This window comes from Chromobacterium haemolyticum DSM 19808, assembly GCF_000711885.1.
GTDB lineage: Bacteria > Pseudomonadota > Gammaproteobacteria > Burkholderiales > Chromobacteriaceae > Chromobacterium > Chromobacterium haemolyticum.
The window spans coordinates 45,506-65,852 of the sequence record NZ_JONK01000016.1 but is presented as its reverse complement, the minus strand read 5'-3'; the positions used below and the strand labels follow the sequence as shown (position 1 = coordinate 65,852).

At 60.3% G+C, this 20,347-nt stretch carries 18 protein-coding genes and 2 tRNA genes; 16 read left to right on the top strand and 4 right to left on the bottom strand.

Annotated elements, in window-relative coordinates; genetic code table 11:
• The first annotated feature begins 178 nt into the window (after positions 1-178).
• Positions 179-361, top strand: a complete 183-nt coding sequence (locus tag BR71_RS11225) for a hypothetical protein (protein WP_141111266.1) — start codon at positions 179-181, stop codon at positions 359-361.
• A 192-nt stretch (positions 362-553) separates the two neighbouring features.
• Positions 554-2,416 (top strand): ABC transporter ATP-binding protein, encoded by a 1,863-nt coding sequence (locus BR71_RS11220; protein ID WP_043637065.1) that lies wholly within the window; start codon positions 554-556, stop codon positions 2,414-2,416.
• Between the two features lie 169 nt (positions 2,417-2,585).
• Here BR71_RS11220 and BR71_RS11215 read toward each other — a convergent pair.
• Positions 2,586-2,662: transfer RNA gene (locus tag BR71_RS11215), tRNA-Arg, on the bottom strand.
• A 137-nt stretch (positions 2,663-2,799) separates the two neighbouring features.
• On the opposite strand from BR71_RS11215, the gene BR71_RS11210 reads away from it, so the two are divergent.
• Positions 2,800-3,543 carry a c-type cytochrome gene (locus tag BR71_RS11210; RefSeq protein WP_043637062.1) on the top strand — a complete coding sequence of 248 codons (744 nt, stop codon included), beginning with the start codon at positions 2,800-2,802 and terminating at the stop codon, positions 3,541-3,543.
• 372 nt (positions 3,544-3,915) lie between these two features.
• Here the strand turns inward: BR71_RS11210 and BR71_RS11205 are convergent, their stop codons facing one another.
• Positions 3,916-5,931 (bottom strand): UvrD-helicase domain-containing protein, encoded by a 2,016-nt coding sequence (locus BR71_RS11205; protein WP_043637059.1) that lies wholly within the window; start codon positions 5,929-5,931, stop codon positions 3,916-3,918.
• Between the two features lie 129 nt (positions 5,932-6,060).
• Between BR71_RS11205 and BR71_RS11200 the strand changes: the two genes are divergently transcribed.
• The 4 genes from BR71_RS11200 (at position 6,061) to BR71_RS11185 (ending at position 10,645) form a co-directional block, all read left to right on the top strand.
• The gene (locus BR71_RS11200; protein ID WP_043637055.1) at positions 6,061-6,882 is read left to right on the top strand and encodes a symmetrical bis(5'-nucleosyl)-tetraphosphatase; all 822 of its coding nucleotides are present in this window, start codon (positions 6,061-6,063) and stop codon (positions 6,880-6,882) included.
• A gap of 105 nt (positions 6,883-6,987) precedes the next feature.
• Entirely contained in the window at positions 6,988-8,388 is a 1,401-nt protein-coding gene (locus BR71_RS11195) for an MBOAT family O-acyltransferase (protein ID WP_043637052.1), read from the top strand.
• 68 nt (positions 8,389-8,456) lie between these two features.
• A complete protein-coding gene (locus tag BR71_RS11190) occupies positions 8,457-9,494 on the top strand; it encodes an SGNH/GDSL hydrolase family protein (protein ID WP_043637049.1) in 1,038 nt (345 codons plus the stop codon).
• Positions 9,491-10,645, top strand: a complete 1,155-nt coding sequence (locus BR71_RS11185; RefSeq protein ID WP_052370505.1) for an SGNH/GDSL hydrolase family protein — start codon at positions 9,491-9,493, stop codon at positions 10,643-10,645. The genes BR71_RS11190 and BR71_RS11185 overlap by 4 nt, the downstream gene beginning before the upstream one ends.
• Positions 10,646-10,862: 217 nt before the next feature.
• Here BR71_RS11185 and BR71_RS11180 read toward each other — a convergent pair whose 3' ends face one another.
• A complete protein-coding gene (locus BR71_RS11180) occupies positions 10,863-11,636 on the bottom strand; it encodes a lysophospholipid acyltransferase family protein (protein WP_231138287.1) in 774 nt (257 codons plus the stop codon).
• An 88-nt stretch (positions 11,637-11,724) separates the two neighbouring features.
• Positions 11,725-12,540, bottom strand: a complete 816-nt coding sequence (gene mutM / locus BR71_RS11175; RefSeq protein ID WP_043637170.1) for a bifunctional DNA-formamidopyrimidine glycosylase/DNA-(apurinic or apyrimidinic site) lyase — start codon at positions 12,538-12,540, stop codon at positions 11,725-11,727.
• Between the two features lie 77 nt (positions 12,541-12,617).
• On the opposite strand from mutM, the gene BR71_RS11170 reads away from it, so the two are divergent.
• From BR71_RS11170 to BR71_RS11130, 9 genes are all read left to right on the top strand, one after another.
• Positions 12,618-14,375 carry a tetratricopeptide repeat protein gene (locus tag BR71_RS11170; protein WP_043637046.1) on the top strand — a complete coding sequence of 586 codons (1,758 nt, stop codon included), beginning with the start codon at positions 12,618-12,620 and terminating at the stop codon, positions 14,373-14,375.
• 71 nt (positions 14,376-14,446) lie between these two features.
• Positions 14,447-14,914, top strand: coding sequence for a lipoprotein insertase outer membrane protein LolB (gene lolB / locus BR71_RS11165; protein WP_240315044.1), 468 nt, complete (start codon positions 14,447-14,449; stop codon positions 14,912-14,914).
• A 50-nt stretch (positions 14,915-14,964) separates the two neighbouring features.
• A complete protein-coding gene (gene ispE, locus BR71_RS11160) occupies positions 14,965-15,822 on the top strand; it encodes a 4-(cytidine 5'-diphospho)-2-C-methyl-D-erythritol kinase (protein ID WP_043637039.1) in 858 nt (285 codons plus the stop codon).
• 7 nt (positions 15,823-15,829) lie between these two features.
• Positions 15,830-15,904, top strand: a tRNA-Gln gene (locus tag BR71_RS11155).
• An 88-nt stretch (positions 15,905-15,992) separates the two neighbouring features.
• A complete protein-coding gene (locus BR71_RS11150; protein ID WP_043589892.1) occupies positions 15,993-16,976 on the top strand; it encodes a ribose-phosphate pyrophosphokinase in 984 nt (327 codons plus the stop codon).
• 60 nt (positions 16,977-17,036) lie between these two features.
• A complete protein-coding gene (gene rplY / locus BR71_RS11145; protein WP_043589895.1) occupies positions 17,037-17,324 on the top strand; it encodes a 50S ribosomal protein L25 in 288 nt (95 codons plus the stop codon).
• A 91-nt stretch (positions 17,325-17,415) separates the two neighbouring features.
• Positions 17,416-17,997, top strand: coding sequence for an aminoacyl-tRNA hydrolase (gene pth / locus BR71_RS11140; protein ID WP_043637036.1), 582 nt, complete (start codon positions 17,416-17,418; stop codon positions 17,995-17,997).
• A 76-nt stretch (positions 17,998-18,073) separates the two neighbouring features.
• On the top strand, positions 18,074-19,165 hold the full coding sequence (ychF, locus tag BR71_RS11135) for a redox-regulated ATPase YchF (RefSeq protein WP_043637034.1): 1,092 nt from the start codon (positions 18,074-18,076) through the stop codon (positions 19,163-19,165).
• A gap of 122 nt (positions 19,166-19,287) precedes the next feature.
• Positions 19,288-20,262 carry a Wzz/FepE/Etk N-terminal domain-containing protein gene (locus tag BR71_RS11130; RefSeq protein WP_043637032.1) on the top strand — a complete coding sequence of 325 codons (975 nt, stop codon included), beginning with the start codon at positions 19,288-19,290 and terminating at the stop codon, positions 20,260-20,262.
• Positions 20,263-20,347 lie beyond the last annotated feature (85 nt).

Here is a 20,347-nt window from a genome sequence, read left to right as displayed (position 1 = left end):
CCAAACACCGAGCCACCACACGCCGTCATCTACGAAACGGCGCTTGGCTTGTATTGATTTATGCCATTGGGTTCATTTTGGCAGGATTAACGAAACGGCGGCATGGCGAATTTCTCACTTTTTGTCGGCGGCGATGGAAGCCGCCGCGGCCTTGGGGGGCTCAAGGGGGATGTATCGTTTGAAACTGATCTCGGAGCAGTTCGGCGTCGACGACAGCGGGCCGCTGCATCCCAGCCAGGAGCAGGCGCGGCGGGCCGCACTGGTGATGTGGAACGTCTACCGCGGCCAACTGCGCATCGAGATTCACAGAGTGGTGGACCTGCGCAGCCGCAAGACGGAAAAGCTTGAGGAGTTTTGCTGACTGTCGCGTTTTAGCCAATGTAGTTGACGACAAATAAACTACGTTCGTGTTCATTGGCTGAATATGACAAATGGGGTCGTGGTCGACGCTAATTTTCCATTGCGTGATTTCCAGCCCTTGGCTATTGTCCTACTTCCTATTAAACCCAAAGCAGGCGCGGCCCAAGCGGCGGCCTCTGCACTGGAGCGATCTTTGTTCAACTGGTTCGAAAAGCGGATCAATCCGTATCCCGACACGTCTCCCGCCCAACCCCCCAAGGGCTTTTTCCCATTTTTGTGGTTCTGCACCCGCGGCTTGCGCGGTCTGATTGCGGCCGTCATTCTGTTGACCGCCGGCATCGGCGCCTTTGAGGCTTTGCTGTTCTCCATGCTCGGTTCCGTCGTGGACTGGCTAAGCTTGGTCAAGCCCGCGCTGTTGTGGGACACGCAGCGCCATAATCTGTTGCTGCTGGCGGGCATTCTGCTGGCCAGCCCGTTGCTGATCGCCCTGCAGGCCTTGATCAAGTATCAGGGCATTTCCGCCAATTTTCCGATGCTGCTGCGCTGGAATTTCCATCGCCACCTGCTGCGGCAGAGCATGAACTTTTATCAAGACGAGTTCGCCGGCAGGGTATCCGCCAAGGTGATGCAAACCGCGATCGCGGTGCGCGAAACGGTGATGATCGTCGCCGACATTCTGGTGTTCGTGGTGATTTACTTCATCACCATGATCGCCGTGGTCGGCAGTTTCGACAGCCGTTTGCTGTGGCCCTTCCTGGCCTGGCTGGCCTTGTACGTGGCCACGCTGTATTTCTTTGTGCCGCGCCTGGGTCTGGCCGCCACCGCCCAGGCCGACGCGCGCAGCCTGATGACCGGCCGCATCACCGACGCCTATACCAATATCGCCACGGTGAAGCTGTTCTCGCACGCCCAGCGGGAGGCCGGCTTCGCCCGCGGCGCGATGCAGGAATTCCTGGCCACGGCCTATCGTCAGATGCGTTTGATCAGCGGCTTCGAAATCATCAACCACAGCCTGAGCATGTTGCTGATCGCCAGTACCGCCGGCGCTACCTTGTGGCTGTGGAGCATGGGCGAAGTCGGCGTCGGCGCGGTGGCGGCGGCCACCGCGATGGCCTTGAGGTTGAACGGCATTTCGCACTGGATCATGTGGGAGATGGCTTCGCTGTTCGAACAAGTGGGCACGGTGCAGGACGGCATCGCCACCTTGTCGCGGCCGGTGTCGATCAATGACCGGGCCGACGCCAAGCCCTTGGAAGTGAAGCAGGGAGAAATCCGCTTCGACCAAGTGGACTTCAGTTACGGCGGCAGCAAGACCGTGATCGAGCAATTGTCGCTAACGATACGCCCGGGCGAGAAGATCGGCCTGGTCGGCCGTTCGGGCGCGGGCAAGTCCACCATCGTCAACTTGCTGTTGCGTTTCTATGATTTGGACGGCGGCCGCATTTTGATTGACGGCCAGGACATCGCTCATGTGACGCAGGACAGCCTGCGCGCCCAGGTGGGGATGGTGACGCAGGATACTTCCTTGTTGCACCGCTCTGTGCGCGACAACCTGCTCTACGGCAGGCCGGACGCCGGCGACGCCGAGATGGAGGCGGCCGCGCGCCGCGCCGAGGCGCATGACTTCATCCTGACCTTGACCGATCCGAAAGGTCGCAGCGCTTACGATGCCCATGTAGGAGAGCGGGGGGTCAAGCTGTCCGGCGGGCAGCGCCAGCGCATCGCCATCGCCAGGGTGATGTTGAAGGATGCGCCCATCCTGTTGCTGGATGAAGCCACCAGCGCGCTGGATTCGGAAGTGGAGGCTGCGATCCAGCGCAGCTTGTACCGGCTGATGGAAGGCAAAACCGTGGTGGCTATCGCTCACCGCTTGTCCACCATCGCGGCGATGGACCGGCTGATCGTGCTGGACAAGGGGCGCATCGTGGAAGAGGGCGATCACCGCAGCCTGTTGGCCAAGGGCGGGTTGTATTCGAGGCTGTGGGCGCACCAGAGCGGAGGCTTTCTCGGCGAAGAGGACGACGATGCCGCCGAGCCGATGGCCACGTTGGCCTGAGGCTAGACGAATGGAGCGAAGCGGGACGCGTGGGCGGCCCGCTTTTTCATTGCGGCGACGCTAGAGCAGCATGGCCGCGCAGGACGTGTTTCGACGAAAACATGGTTTTGACGTTAAGCGTGGGAAATAATAGGGAAAAGCGGGAAAAACAGAAAAATTCGAGGAGTTGTGGCGCACCCGACAGGGATCGAACCTGTGACCTTCAGCTTCGGAAACTGACACTCTATCCAACTGAGCTACGGGTGCGCTGTGCTTGCTTTGAGGCAGGCCCGCATCATAGCGCAACTTCCTTACCCGAGTCCAGTGTATGGTTTTGCCTTGCCTTCAGGCTTACCGTATAATTATCCTATTTTAAATGTCATTAATTCCAGGCGAGGCTCGTAATGAGTAATGAGAACGGAATGGCTCCCGGCCAGGTCATCAAAGTGCTGGTTGGCGTCGTTGTCTTTCTTGTGGTGGCAATTTGGCTTCTGGCCAAGCTGGCCACCAGCGGTTACAACGTGGATGCCGAAGTAATGACCAAGGAGGCCGTCGCGTCTCGCCTGAAACCGGTCGGCGAAGCCAAGGCCAGCGACGCGCCTCCGGGAATGCGCACTGGCGAACAGGTATATAAAGGCATCTGTATCTCCTGTCACGGCACCGGCCTCGCCGGCTCGCCCAAGTTTGGCGACACCGCCGCTTGGGGCTCGCGCATCGCCAAAGGCTGGGACATGTTGACCCAGCACGCGCTGCAGGGCTTCAACGCGATGCCGGCCAAGGGCGGCGCAACCGACTTGAGCGATGACGAAGTGAAGCGCGCGGTAGCCTATATGGGCAACTCCGCGGGCGGAAAGTTCACTGAGCCGCCGGTGGGCGGCGCTGGCGGCGCGGCCGCGGCGGCCGATCCGGCCGTGGTGGGCAAGAAGATCTACGACAGCGTGTGCATGGCCTGCCACGCGGCAGGCATCGCCGGCGCGCCTAAGTTCGGCGACAAGGCGGCCTGGGCCGTGCGTCTGAAGCCGGGCCTGGACGAAGTGGTCAAGATCGGCATCAAGGGCTTGAACGCGATGCCGGCCAAAGGCGGTTACACCGGCAGCGACGCCGAGTTCCGCTCTGCTGTCGAGTACATGGTGAATAATTCCAAATAATCGGCTGATCAGCGCAGCAAAAAACGCCTTGCAATACCGCAAGGCGTTTTTTATCGCCTAAAAGCGAGGATTTCTATGTTTTTTGGGAAATTTCTGCCGGATGAAATGGCAATGTGCTATGTCAACAAAACCCCGCTGTAAGAAGGGACAGGTGCCCTTCGGAGGCGCATAGTGCATGATGGCTTCATCTGTTTAGGTCGTGAAGCGTCAGGCGCTTCGCGGCTTGGTGTGGGGATTCAGTGGGCTTCCACTTTCGCTTCACCCAGAGATGTTCCTCATTCTTCATATGGCGCCGCTGGCGCCATTTTCTTTTTGGCGGCCGGTATAGACCGTCGGCGCGGAAGCAAGTTCTCGCCTGCGTCGCCGGCGCCTTCATGAATCCGCCGGTTTCTCCTTGTTGGCCAGCATGGCGCTGAGGCTGGCCAACCGCGATTTGCCCTCGGTTTTGCTGACGATGGGTTCGGCGCCGGGTTTGCCGAAGTGGCGCAGATCATCGCCGTTGATCTCGGAGATAAAGCGCGACGGCTCGACAAACTGCCATTCGCCGGCGCGTTTGCGCTTGACGCAATAGGTGAGCGTCAGCATGCGCTGTGCGCGGGTGATGCCGACGTACATCAGCCGGCGCTCTTCCTCCACCATGCCGTTGTCCACCGATTCGCTGTGGGGCAGGATGCCTTCCTCGGTGCCTACCAGGAACACGTAAGGGTATTCCAGGCCCTTGGACGCGTGCAGCGTGGACATCTTCACCGCGTCCACCTCGCCTTCCTCGCGGCCTTCCAGCATGGTGATCAGCGCGATGGTCTGGGTCAGCTCCACCAGATTCTTGCCGCTGTCCTCGCCTTTGCGGCTGAGCCAGCTCACCATTTCCAGGATGTTTTTCCACTTGGTTTCGGCGATGCGCGGGCTGTCCTCGCTATCGTAAAGCCAGGCTTCGTAGCCTATGGCCTGCATCATCTCCATCGCCAGCGGGCCGCCGTCCTCTCGGGTGGCGCGGTATTGCAGGTTGGCGATGAAGTCGCAGAACTGTTCCAACGGCTCGAGTTGGGCTTTTTGCACTTGCAGGCGGAAACCCTCTTCATGGGCGCAGGCGAACAGGCTCTTGCCGCGTTCGCCGGCCCAGGCGCCCAGACGTTCCAGCGTGGTGGCGCCTACGCCGCGCTTGGGCGTGGTCAGCGCGCGGATGAAGGCCGGGTCGTCGTTGGGATTGGCGATCAAGCGCATATAAGCCAGCATGTCTTTGATTTCCGGCTTGTCGAAAAAACTCTGGCCGCCGGCCATCTGGTAAGGAATGCGTTGGTTGCGCAAGGCTTGTTCGAAGATGCGCGCCTGGTAGTTGCCGCGATAGAGGATGGCGTAGTCCTTGAACTCGGTGCGGTATTCGAATTTATGCGCCAACAGCCTTTGCACCACGGTCTCAGCCTCGTGCTCTTCGTCCTTGCATTGAACCACGTGGATGGGTTCGCCCAGGCCCAGTTCGCTCCACAGTTGTTTCTCGAACAGCTTGGGGTTGTTGGAGATCACCGAGTTGGCCGCGCGCAGGATCCGGGCGGTGGAGCGGTAGTTCTGCTCCAGCTTGATGACCTTGAGCTTGGGGAAGTCGCTTTGCAGCAGCCTCAGGTTTTCCATATTGGCGCCGCGCCAAGCGTAGATGGACTGGTCGTCGTCGCCCACCGCGGTGAACATGCCGCGCAGGCCGGTCAGCAGCTTGACCAGCTGGTATTGGCAGGTGTTGGTGTCCTGGTATTCGTCTATCAGCAGGTAGCGCAGCTTGTGCTGCCACTTCTGCAGCACTTCTTCATTACTCTGGAACAGTTGCACCGGCAGGCGGATCAGGTCGTCGAAGTCCATCGCCTGGTAGGCGCTCAAAGTGTCTTGATAGGCCACATACGTGGTGGCGCATATGCTTTCCCATTCGCCCTGAGCCTCCAGCAGCATCTGGTCCGGTGTTTTCAGATCGTTCTTCCATAGTGAGATCTGGCTCTGCACCTTGCGCACCTCATCCTTTGAGGTGGTTTTCAGAATGTCGGAGATGATCTTGCCGGCGTCAAAGGCGTCGAGAATGGAGAATTGCGGTTTATAGCCCAGGTGCGGCGCTTCCTGGCGCAGCATTTGCATGCCCAGAGAGTGGAAAGTGGATACGGTGATGCCGCGGATTTCCGCCGGCGTCATCAGTTTGCCCACCCGTTCCAGCATCTCGCGCGCGGCCTTGTTGGTGAAGGTGATGGCGGCGATATTGCGCGCATTGATGCCGCCTTCGCGGATCAGGTGCGAAATCTTGAAGGTGATGACTCGGGTTTTGCCGGAACCTGCGCCGGCAAGCACCAGCAAGGCGCCGTCAAGATACTGGATCGCCGCGCGTTGCGGCGGATTGAGCAAGGGAGCGGACATGGCGGTATGGGGGAAGGGGCCCGGCAGGGCGCAGTAAATCGGTAACTCAGCCAGTGCATTGTAGCATGCGGTATCATGGCGCTATCCGCGGATGACATCTCAGATCGATCCGCCACTTATGGGGTGCATATGGCCATCTACGCTATTGGCGACATTCAAGGGTGTTTCCAGCCGTTTCAGCAGTTGCTGCGGCAAATCGATTTCAATCCCGGCAAGGATACTTTGTGGTTGACGGGAGATTTGGTCAATCGCGGGCCGCAGTCGCTGGAAGTCCTGCGCTGGGTGTTCCAGCATCAGGATCATGTCGAGATCGTGTTGGGCAACCACGATCTGCATTTGCTGGCGGTGTCCGAGGGCTTCGGCAAACTGCACCGCAGCGATACGGTGCTGGACATCCTCAACGCCGCCGATGGCAAGGTCCTGCTGGATTGGCTGCGCTGTCAGCCAATGATGATAGCCGGCCAGGGCTACGCGATGGTGCACGCTGGGCTGCTGCCGGAGTGGAGCATAGATCGCGCGCTGGACCTGGCGGAGGAAGTGGAAGCCGGGCTGTCCGGTCCCAGGCATCGTGAATTCCTGTCGCGTTTGTACGGCAACCGGCCGACGCGCTGGAACGAGGAGCTGCGCGGTTCGGACCGTTTGCGCGTGATCGTCAACGCGATGACCCGGATGCGTTTCTTGAACCGCGACGGAGAGATCGATCTTAATTATAAGGGCGAGCTGGAGAACGCACCGGCCGGCCTGACGCCCTGGTTCGAGGCGCCGGGACGCTGGCAAGGCGAGATGCCCATTATCTGCGGCCATTGGTCTGCGCTGGGCGTGCATATCACCGACGATGTGGCGGCTATCGACTCCGGTTGTTTGTGGGGCGGCAGCCTGACCGCGATGCGTTTGGGCGACCAAGCTTTATTTTCCTTGCCGTGTTCCGCATATCGCGAAATAACCGCGTAAAGAATATTGGCGGCGGCGCTGTAAATAAAATATTGGCAAGCCATAGTCAGCCGGGCCCTATGGCTGTCATAATCTCGGCTCTTGCCAGAGCCGTTTTTTATTTGTATGAGTTACCTTTCGATTGAGTTCGCACTGGCATTCCTCGCCTTTTTCGCCCTGTATTGGCTGTGCCGCAAGCGCACGGATTGGCAGAATGGTTTGCTGTTATTGGGCAGTTACGCCTTTTATGCCAAGCTAGATTGGCGTTTTGCGCTGATTCTGGCCGTTTATACCCTGTTATTGACCCTGATATCGTCGCGGATGCTTGATTCCGTCCGTCCCAAGCGCTGGTTGCGCATGGGGCTGCTGATGGCGGTGGGCAATCTGGCGGTATTCAAATATTTCGACTTCTTCCGTGAAAGCGCGCAAGCGGCTTTGCATGCGCTGGGTATTGCGGCGATATTGCCGGCGGTGGATTTCCTGATGCCGGTGGGCATCTCCTTTTACACTTTTCAATCGGTCAGTTATCTGGTGTCCTTGTACCGCGGCGAGTTGCGTTTCGCCCGGGCCAGGGAACTGGGGCTGTTCCTGGCTTTCTTCCCCACTTTGTTGGCCGGGCCTATCTGCCGGGCCACCGGTCTGCTGGAGCAGTTGCGCAGCGGCGAACGCCGCCACATCTTGCAACTGGACCGCGCGTTGGGGCTGATCGTGCTGGCCCTGGCCAAAAAACTGTGGCTGGCCGGCTGGCTGGCCAGCGCCTGGGTGGACCCGGTGTTCAGCGCGCCGGAAACCTACCACGCGCTGGAGGTCTGGGCGGCGTTCTACGCCTACGCCTTCCAGATCTATCTGGATTTCTCCGGCTATACCGATCTGGTCACCGCCTTGGCGTTGTTGCTGGGCATCCAGTTGCCACGCAATTTCGACGCGCCGTATCTGGCCCACAATCTACGCGATTTCTGGCGGCGCTGGCATATGTCGCTGTCCAGTTGGATTCGCGATTACATCTATATTCCCTTGGGCGGCAACAGGCTGGGCTTTGCCCGCGCCCAGCTCAATTTACTGCTTGCCATGGTGTTGTCCGGCCTGTGGCACGGCGCCAGCCTGAAATACCTGGCGTGGGGCGGCATGCACGGTTTGGGCGTGGTGGGTTTGAATCTGGGAGACAAGCTGCTTGGCAAGGAGGCTGTGTCGCGGCGGCTGACCTGGCTGGCGCGCCTACTGACCTTCCATTACGTTTGTCTGGCCTGGGTGTTTTTCCGCGCCGCGTCGCTGGAAGACGCCTGGAGTTTCTTGGAAGCCATGGCCGGCACCGATCAGGAACTGACGCTGAACGCGCCGGGCTTCCTGGCGCTGAGCGCCGCGGCGTTTGCCGCGCTGCCCTATCTGGGCGCGGCTTGCGAACGCGGCATCGCCCAATTGGGCCGCCTGCCGTGGTGGGGCAAGCCCAGCTTGCTGGCCGGCTGCGCCTTGCTGATCATCGTGGTGTCGCCGCCGGGCATTCCGGGCTTTATTTATTACCAGTTTTAGCCGTATCGGCGCGATGGCATCTCCGCTGTCGCGCTTTTCGTTTCTTACCGCATTGAGGCAAGCGTCAAATGATCGCCCGTTCCGCCATCCGTCAGGCCCTGGCCATCCTCGGCAGCAGCATGTTGCTGCTGTGCTGGATTGAGCAGACCTCAATCAACGCCTATTGGCGGCAGACCTTTCACCGCCCCAGCCAGCTGGAGGCCTTGTCCGAGTTGAGCGTCTGGCGTCTAGGAGCGGAGTTGGGGCGGGAGTTCCGGGATCAGAGCCGAGGGCTGTTGACCAGGCTGGATCGGTGGGACGACGAGATGATCGCCTATTTCAACGCCTGCTGCCTGCGACCGGCTTTGTCGCCGGAAGCGGCGCCGGCGGAGCCCGCCGCGGCGCGGACAACGGCGGTAGTGCCCAGCGCGCGCCCGCTGCAGCCATTGCCGTCGCCGTCGGCTCCGCCGCCGCAAGCGGCGGCCAAAGATCCCCGCATCTTGCTGCGGCCGGGGAGCAAGGTGTTGCTGGCCGGCGATTCCATGATGCAGGGGGTGGCGCCGCATTTGCTGCGGCCCTTGTTCAAGCTGCACCAGATCAAGGCGCTGGACCTCAGCAAGCAGAGCACGGGGCTGACCTATCCCGACTTTTTCAATTGGCCGGATACGATAGAACGACAGTTGGCGGCGAATCCGGACACCGGCCTCGTGGTGGTTTTCTTGGGCGCCAACGATACTTGGGACATGGTGGGCGGCAGCCGCTACATCCGCTTTGCCTCCGAGGAGTGGGAGCAGCGCTACCGCGAGCGCATCCGCGCCATCCTGGCTTCGGCTCGCAAGCACCGGACGCAACTGCTGTGGTTGGGCGCGCCGAACATGGGCAAGGACAAGCTCAATCGCGGGGTGCATTACATCAACGGCATCTTCCGGGAGGAAGTTGAAGGCGCAGGCCAGCGTTATTTGTCCACCCGCGAAGCCCTGGGGAGCGTGGACGAGGCGTTCACCAAGTTCATGACGCTGCCCGATCAGGGCGAAGTGGCGGTACGCACCGCCGATGGCATTCATTTCACTCGCCAGGGCCAGGTATTGCTGGCGCGGCGCGTGTTGGCAGAATTGAGGTTTGAATGAAGTTGAGAATCAGCGCGGCATGGGTCGGCTGGCTGGCGGCGGCATCGGCGTTGGCCGCGCCGGTGCAGGATTTCGGCGAGATCAACCTGCCGAGGCTGGCGTCGCGGTTGAAGGCGATCTCCACAGCAGTGCAACCGGTGCGAGTCACCCAACTGGGGGATTCGCACACCGCGGCGGATTATCTGACCGGCACGTTGCGCGAGCGTTTCCAGGCCAAATTCGGCGACGCCGGTATCGGCTGGACGCCGCCGATGGCCGTGCCCGGCCAGCGCCACGCCCTGGTGATCGAGCGCAGCGAGGGTTGGGCCTTGACCAATAGCCGCAAGGACGGCGATCCGGACTTCCCGCTGGGCGGCTATATTGCCCAAGCCCAGAGGCCGGGCGCTGCCATCAGCCTGTTGCCGCGTAATCCGCTGGAAGGCTTGTGGCGGGTGCGTTTCCGCGTACGAGCGGCCCAGGACGGGGCCGGCGCGCTGGACGTGGACGATGGTCACGGCAGCCGCAAATTGAATCCGCCAGAACCGGGTAGAGGCTGGCAGACGGTGGAGCAGAAGCTGTATTTCCCCTTCGTGGTGCGTGCCGGCGCGCTGCCGGCGGTAGAGCTGGGCGGGATAGAGCTGGAGCGGCTGGCGCCCGGCGTGGTGCTGGACAGCATCGGCAGCAACGGCGCTCAGCTTTCTATCTGGCAGCGCTGGGGCAAGAGCTGGAGCGCGCAGCTGGCGGAGCGCGGCAGCGATCTGGTGATCTTGGCCTACGGCGTCAACGAAGCCTTTGACGATCGTCTGGACCTGATCGAGTATCAGCTCAATCTGCAGGCGGCTATCAACACCATACGCCGGGATCTGCCGCAGGCGGCTATCCTGATGCTGGGCGCGCAGGATGCCGCGCGCAAGCGTGGCGCGGCCAGCAAGGAGTGCGCGCCGGGTCGTCCCTTGCAACTGGCCGCGGTCAAGCGGATTCAACAGAAAGTCGCGCGCGACAGCCATGTGCTGTATTGGGATTGGGAGCAGGCGATGGGCGGCCCTTGCAGCATGAAGCGTTGGCAAGCGCAGCAGCTAGCGCGGCCGGACATGGTGCACTTCTCGCAGCAAGGCTATGCCAAGTTGGCCGACGATTTATTCGATAACCTGATGGCGCGGCTCAGCCTGTGAGCGTGGCCGGCGATGGATTAAGAAAAGCCCCCTGACGGGGGCTTTGCGTTGAAGAGGTTTTGCTCAGATATTTAGAAGCTGTTTACGATCTCGCGAGCAAGGGCGAGGCAAGGCGAAAACGGCTGAAAAAGCGGAGTGTACACACGGTACATGAGCATTTTGAAGGTGCACTCACCGAGCCACGTTTCACGACGCGGAGCAGATCGTAAACAGGTTCTTAAACCTGTCGTGCCGTGTCCGGCTCCGGCACGCTCTCCGTGGCCGGGGGCGGGCTCAGACGCAGCGCGCGCGCCACTTCCTGCTGTGCCCGCTCTGCCAGCGCAAAGCGGGTTTCCAGTCCGTTTTCCCAGGCTTTCAGCGGCTGGCCGTAGCTGACTTCCACCTCCATCGCCGGCATCGCCAGCACTTTGCGCACGCTTTGCAGAAAAGTCAGATCGCCGATAAAGGCGGGCTCCAGCGTTTGTTGTCCGTCCGCGCCGTAATAGCGCAAGCCCACCGGCTGCACGGTGCCGCGCGACAGCAAGGCGGCTTCGAACAACGAGGCCTTGAACGGCAGGAGATTCAGGCCGTCCGAGGTGGTGGACTCGGGAAACACCGCCATGCACGCGCCGTGCTCCATCGCATGCGCCAACGCCTTGTAGACGCGGCTGGCGTCCTTGCGCTTGCTGCGATCGATGAACAGAGTGCCGCCCAGGTGCGCCAGCCAGCCCAGCACCGGCCAGGAGCGAATCTCTCGTTTGGCGACGAAGCGGGACACTGTGCAGCTATTGAGCACGAAGATGTCCAGCCAGGAAATGTGGTTGGCCACCAGCAAGGTGTTGGGCGGGTAAAAGCCGGGATTGACGCCGTTGATCCGCACGCTGATGCCCAGAATTTTCAGCGCGTGGGCGGCCCAGCGCCGGGTGACGACGGCGCGTTCGGCGTGGGCTAGCCGAGAATAACGAGTGGCCAGGATGAAGACACCGATGGCCAAGTGGCCGAACAGGCGCACGATGCGTCCTATCCGGGTGAGCGAAGAGGTTGTGGCGGTTGACTTCAAGATGCTTTGAGGCTCGGTACGCAAGGTTGAGGCCGTAACTCTAGCATGGCTGGCATAGCGGACAATAGTAGGAACTGCGTTGGCCCTGGCGCAAATGCCGGATCGGCGTGCCGCATTGTCGGCAGGGCTGGTCCTGCCGGCCGTACACCATATAAGTTTGCTGGAAATAGCCGGGCTTGCCGTCACTGTGCACGAAGTCGCGCAGCGTGCTGCCTCCGGCCTGTATGGCGCGGTTCAGCACGCCGCGGATTTCCTCGGCCAGCCGACGGTATTCGCCGTCGCGCACCGTGTTGGCTGCGCGTGCGGGATGGATGCCTGCGTGAAACAGCGCTTCGTTGGCGTAGATGTTGCCGACTCCGACCACCACGTGGTTGTCCATCAGCATCAGCTTGACCGCGCTGCCGCGGCGTTGCGCGGCCCGGATCAGCGTGTCGCCGTCAAAGCCGTCGGACAGCGGCTCGGGCCCCAGCGCTTGCAGCAAGGGGTGGTGCTCGATGGCGCCGACATGCCACAGCACCGCGCCGAAGCGGCGCGGATCGCGGTAGCGCAGCACATTGGAGCCCAACAGCAGATCGACGTGGTCGTGTTTCTCCGGCGGAGTGTCCGCAGGCAGGAAACGCAGGCTGCCGGACATGCCCAGATGGATGATCAGGGTGCCGGCGTCGGTGCCCAGCAGCAGATATTTGGCGCGGCGGTCGACGGAACGTATCGTCAGCCCGCGCAGGGTGGCATGCAGCTCCGGCGGCACCGGCCAGCGCAGGCCGGCGTGGCGGACCACGGCGCCATCCAGTTTGGCGTTCAATAGATGGGGCAGAATCCCGCGGCGGGTGGTTTCGACTTCTGGCAGTTCAGGCATGGGTAGAATGGCGCGAAGATAAAAACAGGTCATGCTATTCTACGCATTCATAGGTTTATAAGCAGGTCTCTGACTCCATGCGAATGCAACGGCTGAAAAAAACACTCCCTTTGCTGATGGTCGCGCTGCTGTCGGCATGCGCCAATTTCAAGCACCCGGGCGCGGCAAAGCCGGTCGATGCCGGTAAACCGGCCGGCGACGAGGCGGCGATAACGCAGAAAGAGGACGAAAGCCAACTGCCCAAGGCGGAGCTGACGCCGGAAATTCTCTATGGCGTGGTGGCTGGCGAAATCGCCGCCCAGCGCGGCTCGGTGGGTGCGTCCGCCGTGACCTATCTGGAACTGGCGCGACAAACGCGGGATCCGCGGCTGGCGCAACGAGCCGCCGAGTTTTCTATGTTCGCAGGGCTGCTTAAGGAAACCTCGGAAGCCTTGACCCTGTGGATGGAGCTGGCGCCGGATTCGGTGCCGGCGAGAGAGCAGTTGTTCATCACCCTGCTGCGCGCCGGCAAACTGGCGGAAAGCAAGCCGCTGATCGAGGCGTTGCTGCAGAAAGAGCCGGAACGGGCGCCGGCCATCTTCGTCCAATTGGCGAGGCTGACCTCGCGTCAGAGCGACAAACAGGCCGCTTACGACTTGGTCAAGCAGTTCGCCTCCCGTTATCCGGACCTGGCCGAGGCCCGCTTCGCGCTCTTGGCCGTGGCGGCCGAAGCCGGCGATCAGGCTACCATGAATCGCGAGTTCGACAGGCTGGCTCAGATCGCGCCCGCCTGGGATTTGCCGGTAGCCTGGCAAGTCGACCGGCTTCGCCGTGAGCAGTTGGATCAGGCGATCGACTTTCTGCAGCGAGAGTTGGCGCGGCGGCCGAACGCCGGCCTGGAGCTGAAGCTGGCCAAGCCGCGCTTGCTGGTGGGCGCCAAGCGCTTCGCCGAGGCGCGCCAGGCTTTCGATCAACTCCTGCCCGGCAATCCCAATAATCCGGACCTGCTCTACGCTTCCGGCTTGATGGCTTACCAGATGCGCGATCTGTCTGCTGCGGAGCGGCATTTGCGCCAAGCGCTGGCAGCCGGTCATCCGGAGACTAATTTCATTCGTTACACCCTGGGGCAGATCGCAGAGGAGCGCCAGGACGTCGGCGCGGCCAAGGGCTGGTACGAGATGGTGGGCGCCGGGCCGCAATTCCTGCCGGCGCAAGGCCGGCTGGCGGTGATGGAGGCGGGCGACGGCAAGCTGGAACTGGCCCTGGCGCGTCTCGCGCCCTTGGGCGGCAACGACCAGGAGAAAATCACCTTGGCTTTGCTGCAGTCGCAATTGGCGCGCGAGGCTAAGCAGCCGGGCAAGGCTCACGATTTGTTGAGCAAGGCGCTGCTGCGCATGCCCAAGGCGCCGGAGCTGTTGTACGAGCGGGCGCTGGTGTCGGACAGCCTGGGCAATGTCGGCAACGCGGAGCGGGATCTCAAGCAAGTACTGAAGGAAAAGCCGGGTGACGCTCAAGCGCTCAACGCGCTGGGGTATACCCTGACCAACCGCACCAACCGGCATCAGGAGGCGCTCGGCTATATCGAGAAGGCGCTGAAGAGCGAGCCGGACAACCCCACCATTCTGGACAGCCTGGGTTGGGCGCAATACAAGCTGGGCCGCCTGGACGCGGCTTTGAAAACGCTGCAGAAGGCCTACGCCTTGTTGCCGGACGCGGAGCTGGCGGCCCATCTGGGCGAAGTGCTATGGAAGCTGGGCAAGAAAGAGGAGGCGCTGGCGGTGTGGAACAAGGCGCTGGAGGCTAGCCCGGAACATGACGTGCTGCGCGATACCATGCGCCGTCTGGGGGCGCATTGATGAGGTGGGGCGGTCTGATTCTGGCTTTGTCTCTTGTTGTGACAGGCTGCGCGACGAGGGATGCGGTGTTCATGCCCTCCGCGACGCAGTCCGCGGACCAACCGTTCGCGGTCAGCGGGCGCTTGTCTATCAATCTGGACGGCAAGGGGCATGTCGCCAACTTCGATTGGCGGCACCAGCCCGAGCGCGACCAGCTGGCGATCAATTCACCGTTGGGCAATACCGTGGCCGAAGTGATCCGGGACGCAGGCGGCGTCACCTTGCTGGCGGACGGCAAGGCCTGGCAGGCGCCGGATGTGGAAAGTCTGACCGAGAAAACCCTGGGGTGGCCGCTGCCTCTGTCCGGTTTGGCCTGGTGGATCCGCGGCATGCCGGTGCCGGGCGAGGCTAAAGAGATCCGTCCCGACGGTGAGCTTTTGCAGCAGGGGTGGCGTATCCGCTTCGTGCGCGAGGCTGAGTCCGGCGAGCGCTACCCCAAGCGCGTGGACCTGGTCCGAGATGGATTGACGGTAAGGGTGGTGGCCCGCGATTGGCGCTGACCGCATCGCCACATACGTGTTATTTCAATGATTGCCATGGTGTTCTGTTGATGAGTTCTCCCGTATTCCAAGACTTCCCGGCTCCGGCCAAACTCAACCTCTTGTTGCACGTCGTCGGCAAGCGTCCGGACGGCTACCATTTGCTTGAGACGGTGTTCCGTTTTGTCGACTTGAGCGACACCGTGTCGTTGGCCCTGCGCGACGACGGCCGTGTCGTGCTGGAGACGCCGATTGCCGGCGTGGATCCGGAGCAGGACCTGACCGTGCGCGCGGCGCGTCTATTGCAAGCCCATACTGCGTGTGGGCTGGGCGTGTCCATTCGCCTGGATAAAAAGATACCGATGGGCGGCGGTTTGGGCGGCGGCAGCTCCGACGCCGCCACCGTTTTGCTGGCCCTTAACCGCATGTGGGGACTGAATCTGCCACGGGCGGTGTTGCAGGAACTGGGCTTGAAGCTGGGCGCGGACGTTCCGGTGTTTATTTTTGGTCGCAGCGCGCTGGCTACCGGCGTTGGCGAAAACCTGAATGAAATCAAATTGAAGCCGGCATGGTATGTGGTAATTCACCCTCAGGTGCATGTGCCCACCAGCAAAATATTTCAAAATTTCTCGCAAGAGGTGTTGACAGAGGTAGGGGGCGTCGGCATAATGCGAATCCTCGAAACAACGCAGCAACGACGAAACGATCTGCAAAACGTTGTTTCGAATATGTACCCAGCGGTGAATGAAGTGCTGACCGAATTAAGAAAATATGGTTCGCCGCTGATGACTGGTTCCGGTTCCTGTGTGTTTCTGGAGTGCCAGTCTAAAGACGAAGCCGATAAAGTTTATCAGGCGGTGTCGATAAAATATAAGGGATTTTTAGCAAAAGGACTCGATGTCCATCCCTTGATCGACAACGCTGAATAAAGGTTACTGGGGAGTCGCCAAGTGGTAAGGCACCGGATTTTGATTCCGGCATTCGTAGGTTCGATCCCTACCTCCCCAGCCAAGACTTTCTCTCAATAAGAGAGAGCATGAAAAAAGCGTGTAAGAATCCCTTACACGCTTTTTCTTTATCTAGCTAAGGCACACGAATCATGGCGGCATACGACAGTTTGATGGTATTCACCGGGACCGCGAACCCGGAACTGGCCCAAAACGTAGTCAAACATCTGGATATCTCGTTGGGACGCGCCGACGTCGGCAAGTTCAGCGACGGCGAAGTGGCGGTGGAGCTGCTGGAAAACGTCCGTGGACGCGACGTGTTCATTCTGCAGTCGACCTGTGCGCCGACCAATGACAATCTGATGGAAATCCTGACTATGGCCGATGCGCTGAAACGCGCTTCGGCCGGTCGTATTACCGCGGCGATCCCGTACTTCGGCTATGCGCGCCAGGACCGCCGTCCGCGTTCCGCTCGCGTACCGATCTCCGCCAAGCTGGTGGCCAATATGCTGACCAGCGCCGGCATCGACCGCGTGCTGACCGTGGACCTGCACGCCGACCAGATTCAGGGCTTCTTCGATATCCCGGTGGACAACGTTTACGCGACGCCGGTGTTGCTGAAGGACATCCGCTCCCAGCGCATCGAAGACCTGATCGTGGTCAGCCCCGACGTGGGCGGCGTGGTGCGCGCCCGCGCGATGGCCAAGGCCTTGAACACCGATCTGGCCATCATCGACAAGCGTCGCCCCAAAGCCAATGTGGCCGAGGTGATGAATATCATCGGCGACGTGTCCGGCCGCACTTGCCTGATCGTCGACGACATGATCGACACCGCCAACACCCTGTGCAAGGCGGCCAGCGCTCTCAAGGAGCGCGGCGCCCAGCGCGTGCTGGCTTATGCGACTCACCCGATCTTCTCCGGTCAGGCGATTGATCGCATCAAGAATTCCGACATCGATATGGTGGTGGTGACCGACACCATCCCGTTGACCGCCGAGGCCAAAGCCTGCCCGAACATCCGGGTGGCCTCCATCGCCGGCCTGCTGGCCGAGACGCTGCGCCGGATCAACAACGAAGAATCGGTGTCTTACCTCTTCAATGAGGAACTGGTTGCGGCGGGCGCCTGCCTGCCGTGAACATCGGGCCCGCTGGTCGCGGCGGGCCGGGTGCTTTTAATCTGAAACTGGAGTTTTGCCATGTCTTTTGAATATACCGCCAGCAAGCGTGAAGAGTCGGGTACGAGTGCGAGCCGCCGCCTGCGTCACGCCGGCCAGGTTCCGGCCGTTGTTTACGGCGCTTCCAAAGAAGCCGTATCCATCGTTCTGGACCACAACACCATGTACTACGCGCTGAAGAATGAAGCGTTCCACACTTCCGTTCTGGATCTGGTGATCGACGGCCAGAAAGAACAAGTTAAAGTGGCTGCGTTCCAAATGCACCCGTACAAACAGCAAGTAATGCACATCGACTTCGCTCGCGTGTAATCTAGCTGCCGTGCCGTCTGACGGTAACGGTTGAAAAGCTCGTTGCTAGCCGTCGGCCCGCAACGAGCTTTTTCATTTGGAACAAGAGAATATGTCCGGCATTCGCCTGATAGTGGGCTTGGGCAACCCCGGCCCTGAATACGATAGAACGCGCCATAACGCCGGTTTCTGGCTGTTGGATGAGTTGTGCTGGCGCTATAAGGGAAATTGGCGCACGGACGGCAAGTTTCACGGCGATATCGCCCGCGTGGATATCGAGGGACAGGACGTCTGGCTGCTCAAACCGATGACCTATATGAATCTGTCCGGGCAGGCGGTGTTGGCGCTGGCTCATTTTTACAAGATTCTGCCGGATCAGATTCTCGTCGTGCACGACGAACTGGATCTGCCTCCGGGCGCGGCCCGCTTCAAGCAGGGCGGCGGCCATGGCGGCCACAATGGCTTGAAGGACATAGCCGCCCGCTTGGGCTCGCCGGCTTTCTGGCGCTTGCGTTTGGGCATTGGCCATCCGGGAGACCGCAACGAAGTCGCCAATTTCGTGTTGAAAAAGCCGCGCGCCGAGGAACAGCAGGGGCTGGACGAGGCGATCGAACAGGCTTTACGACAATTGCCTGCGGCCATCGGCGGCAAGATGGCGGCGGCGATGAAGGAATTGCACACCGCGGCCAAATGAGCGGCTGGGCAAACCGCCGGCTTGCGGCTATGCTGCGGCAGAACAAGATTTTTCAAGAATTCGAAGGAATGCGGACATGAGTCTGAAATGCGGTATCGTCGGCCTGCCCAATGTGGGCAAGTCCACCCTGTTCAATGCGCTGACCAAGGCTGGCATCGAGGCCGCCAACTATCCGTTCTGCACCATCGAGCCCAATGTCGGCATCGTGGAAGTACCGGACCAGCGTCTGGCCGAGCTGGCCAAGATCATCAACCCGCAACGTATCCAGCCGGCCATCGTCGAATTCGTCGACATCGCCGGCCTGGTGGCGGGCGCTTCCAAGGGTGAAGGCCTGGGCAACCAGTTCCTGGCCAATATTCGCGAGACCGACGCCATCGTCAACGTGGTGCGCTGCTTCGAGGATGAGAATATCGTTCACGTCGCCGGCAAGGTGGACCCTATCGCCGATATCGAAACCATAGGCACTGAGCTGGCGTTGGCCGATCTGTCCGCGGTGGAAAAGGCGATGAACCGCGAGGGCAAGAAGGCGAAATCCGGCGACAAGGATGCGCGCGCCTTGATCGCGGTGCTGGAAAAGCTGGTGCCGCATCTGGATCAAGGCTTGCCGGCGCGCTCGCTGGACCTGAGCCCGGAGGAGAGGGTCTTGGTCAAGCCGTTGTGTCTGCTGACGATCAAGCCGGCGATGTATGTGGCCAATGTGGCGGAAGACGGCTTCAGCAACAATCCGTTGCTGGAGCGAGTGCAGCAGCTGGCGGATAAAGAAGGCGCGCCGGTAGTGGCGCTATGCGCGGCGATCGAGTCCGAAATCGCGGAGCTGGAGGATGCCGACAAGGCCGAGTTCCTGGAAACCTTGGGCTTGGAAGAGCCGGGTCTGGATCGCCTGATTCGCGCCGGCTACAAGCTGTTGGGCCTGCAAACGTACTTTACCGCCGGCGTTAAGGAAGTGCGCGCTTGGACCATTCACATCGGCGACACCGCGCCGCAGGCGGCCGGCGTGATTCACACCGATTTCGAGCGCGGCTTCATCCGTGCGCAGACCATTGCCTATACTGACTTCATTGCGCTGGGCGGCGAGGCCAAGGCCAAGGAGGCCGGCAAGATGCGGGCCGAAGGCAAGGATTATGTGGTGCAAGACGGCGATGTTATGAACTTCTTATTTAATGTTTAATCATAATAATAATTAACTGAAGAAAAGGCATGTGGCTCTGGCGCATGCCTTTTTTTTGTAAGTAAAATGAGTAGGGATGGCGCATCATTCATGGACAAAAATCGGCAAAAGGAAAATGACAGTTGGAACAGCAGCGCGAAGTTTCAGATGAGATCAGCTTGGTCGATATTATTTTGTTCTGTAGAAAGCAGTGGCGCTTGATGGTGATGTTGCCTGTGGTCGCGGTGATATTGGCGGTTGTCATTGTGATGAATATGCCACCCCGTTATACGGCGACTTCCTTGCTATTGGTGCCGGCACCGCTTGGCCCCCAGGGGGGCGCAAGTGTGTTGAAGGACAGTGCGATGCTGGACCGCGTCGTTACTGATTTTGAATTGGCCAAGCATTATGAACTAAGCTCAGCAGATAAGACTAAGTTGAATTTGTTGGATAATCTGAAGGTGGGTGCGGGCAAGGATGGCTTGCTTGAGGTCTCGGTCAGTGATGGGGATGCCTTATTCGCTGCAAAGCTGGCTAATTATCTGGTGGAGCAGGCCAGGCAGAGAATTTTGGATCTGCATGTCACTGAGCAAAGTAAAAAGTATCTGGTACTGCAAGAAAAGATCAAGGCGACACAGCAACAACTGTCTGTGGCACAAGGTCAGTTGAACCAGCAGGGCGGCGGAGAGGCGTTGTTGAACAGTGAGTTGGCGCGGATCGTCGATGGATTTGCCCGGCTTGAAGTGCAAATGAATACGCAGCAGATGGAGGGGAGTAGTCCGCTGCAATCGTCTTTGCTGCAATTGCGAGCGGAACTGGAACGGTCGAATCCGCAGGCCAAGTCGATCTCTTCGCAGCAGTTGGCGATGTTGAGGAATTTTTTCTTCTATCGGGCGGCCCTGGAGGAGTTGCAAAAACAGGCTTTGGTGGGCAAGGCATTAGTGTCGCAAGAAGTGCAAGTGGTATTGCCGGCCAGCCCCCCTTTGGAAAAGGCGGGCCCGAGGCGTGCGTTAGTGGTGGGGTTGGCTGGTTTGTTGGGATTGGGCTTAGCGATATTGATTGGCATAGGACGCAATGTGCTTAGCTCTTCGCTGAGGCGGCTGCAACAACTTGCTTGATGATAAGGCCGCTCTAGCGGCCTTTGTTCTATCTGGAACTTGTCAGTAGCTGTGTGCAATGATATTCTGAATTTTTGCACATTAT

What these genes read in the sequence shown, in the direction of transcription:
- BR71_RS11210 (WP_043637062.1), top strand. Translation starts at nt 2,800, where the DNA reads ATGAGTAATGAGAACGGAATGGCTCCCGGCCAGGTCATCAAAGTGCTG.
- BR71_RS11205 (WP_043637059.1), bottom strand. Translation starts at nt 5,931, where the DNA reads ATGTCCGCTCCCTTGCTCAATCCGCCGCAACGCGCGGCGATCCAGTAT.
- BR71_RS11200 (WP_043637055.1), top strand. Translation starts at nt 6,061, where the DNA reads ATGGCCATCTACGCTATTGGCGACATTCAAGGGTGTTTCCAGCCGTTT.
- BR71_RS11195 (WP_043637052.1), top strand. Translation starts at nt 6,988, where the DNA reads ATGAGTTACCTTTCGATTGAGTTCGCACTGGCATTCCTCGCCTTTTTC.
- BR71_RS11190 (WP_043637049.1), top strand. Translation starts at nt 8,457, where the DNA reads ATGATCGCCCGTTCCGCCATCCGTCAGGCCCTGGCCATCCTCGGCAGC.
- BR71_RS11185 (WP_052370505.1), top strand. Translation starts at nt 9,491, where the DNA reads ATGAAGTTGAGAATCAGCGCGGCATGGGTCGGCTGGCTGGCGGCGGCA.
- mutM (WP_043637170.1), bottom strand. Translation starts at nt 12,540, where the DNA reads ATGCCTGAACTGCCAGAAGTCGAAACCACCCGCCGCGGGATTCTGCCC.
- BR71_RS11170 (WP_043637046.1), top strand. Translation starts at nt 12,618, where the DNA reads ATGCGAATGCAACGGCTGAAAAAAACACTCCCTTTGCTGATGGTCGCG.
- lolB (WP_240315044.1), top strand. Translation starts at nt 14,447, where the DNA reads ATGCCCTCCGCGACGCAGTCCGCGGACCAACCGTTCGCGGTCAGCGGG.
- ispE (WP_043637039.1), top strand. Translation starts at nt 14,965, where the DNA reads ATGAGTTCTCCCGTATTCCAAGACTTCCCGGCTCCGGCCAAACTCAAC.
- BR71_RS11150 (WP_043589892.1), top strand. Translation starts at nt 15,993, where the DNA reads ATGGCGGCATACGACAGTTTGATGGTATTCACCGGGACCGCGAACCCG.
- rplY (WP_043589895.1), top strand. Translation starts at nt 17,037, where the DNA reads ATGTCTTTTGAATATACCGCCAGCAAGCGTGAAGAGTCGGGTACGAGT.
- pth (WP_043637036.1), top strand. Translation starts at nt 17,416, where the DNA reads ATGTCCGGCATTCGCCTGATAGTGGGCTTGGGCAACCCCGGCCCTGAA.
- ychF (WP_043637034.1), top strand. Translation starts at nt 18,074, where the DNA reads ATGAGTCTGAAATGCGGTATCGTCGGCCTGCCCAATGTGGGCAAGTCC.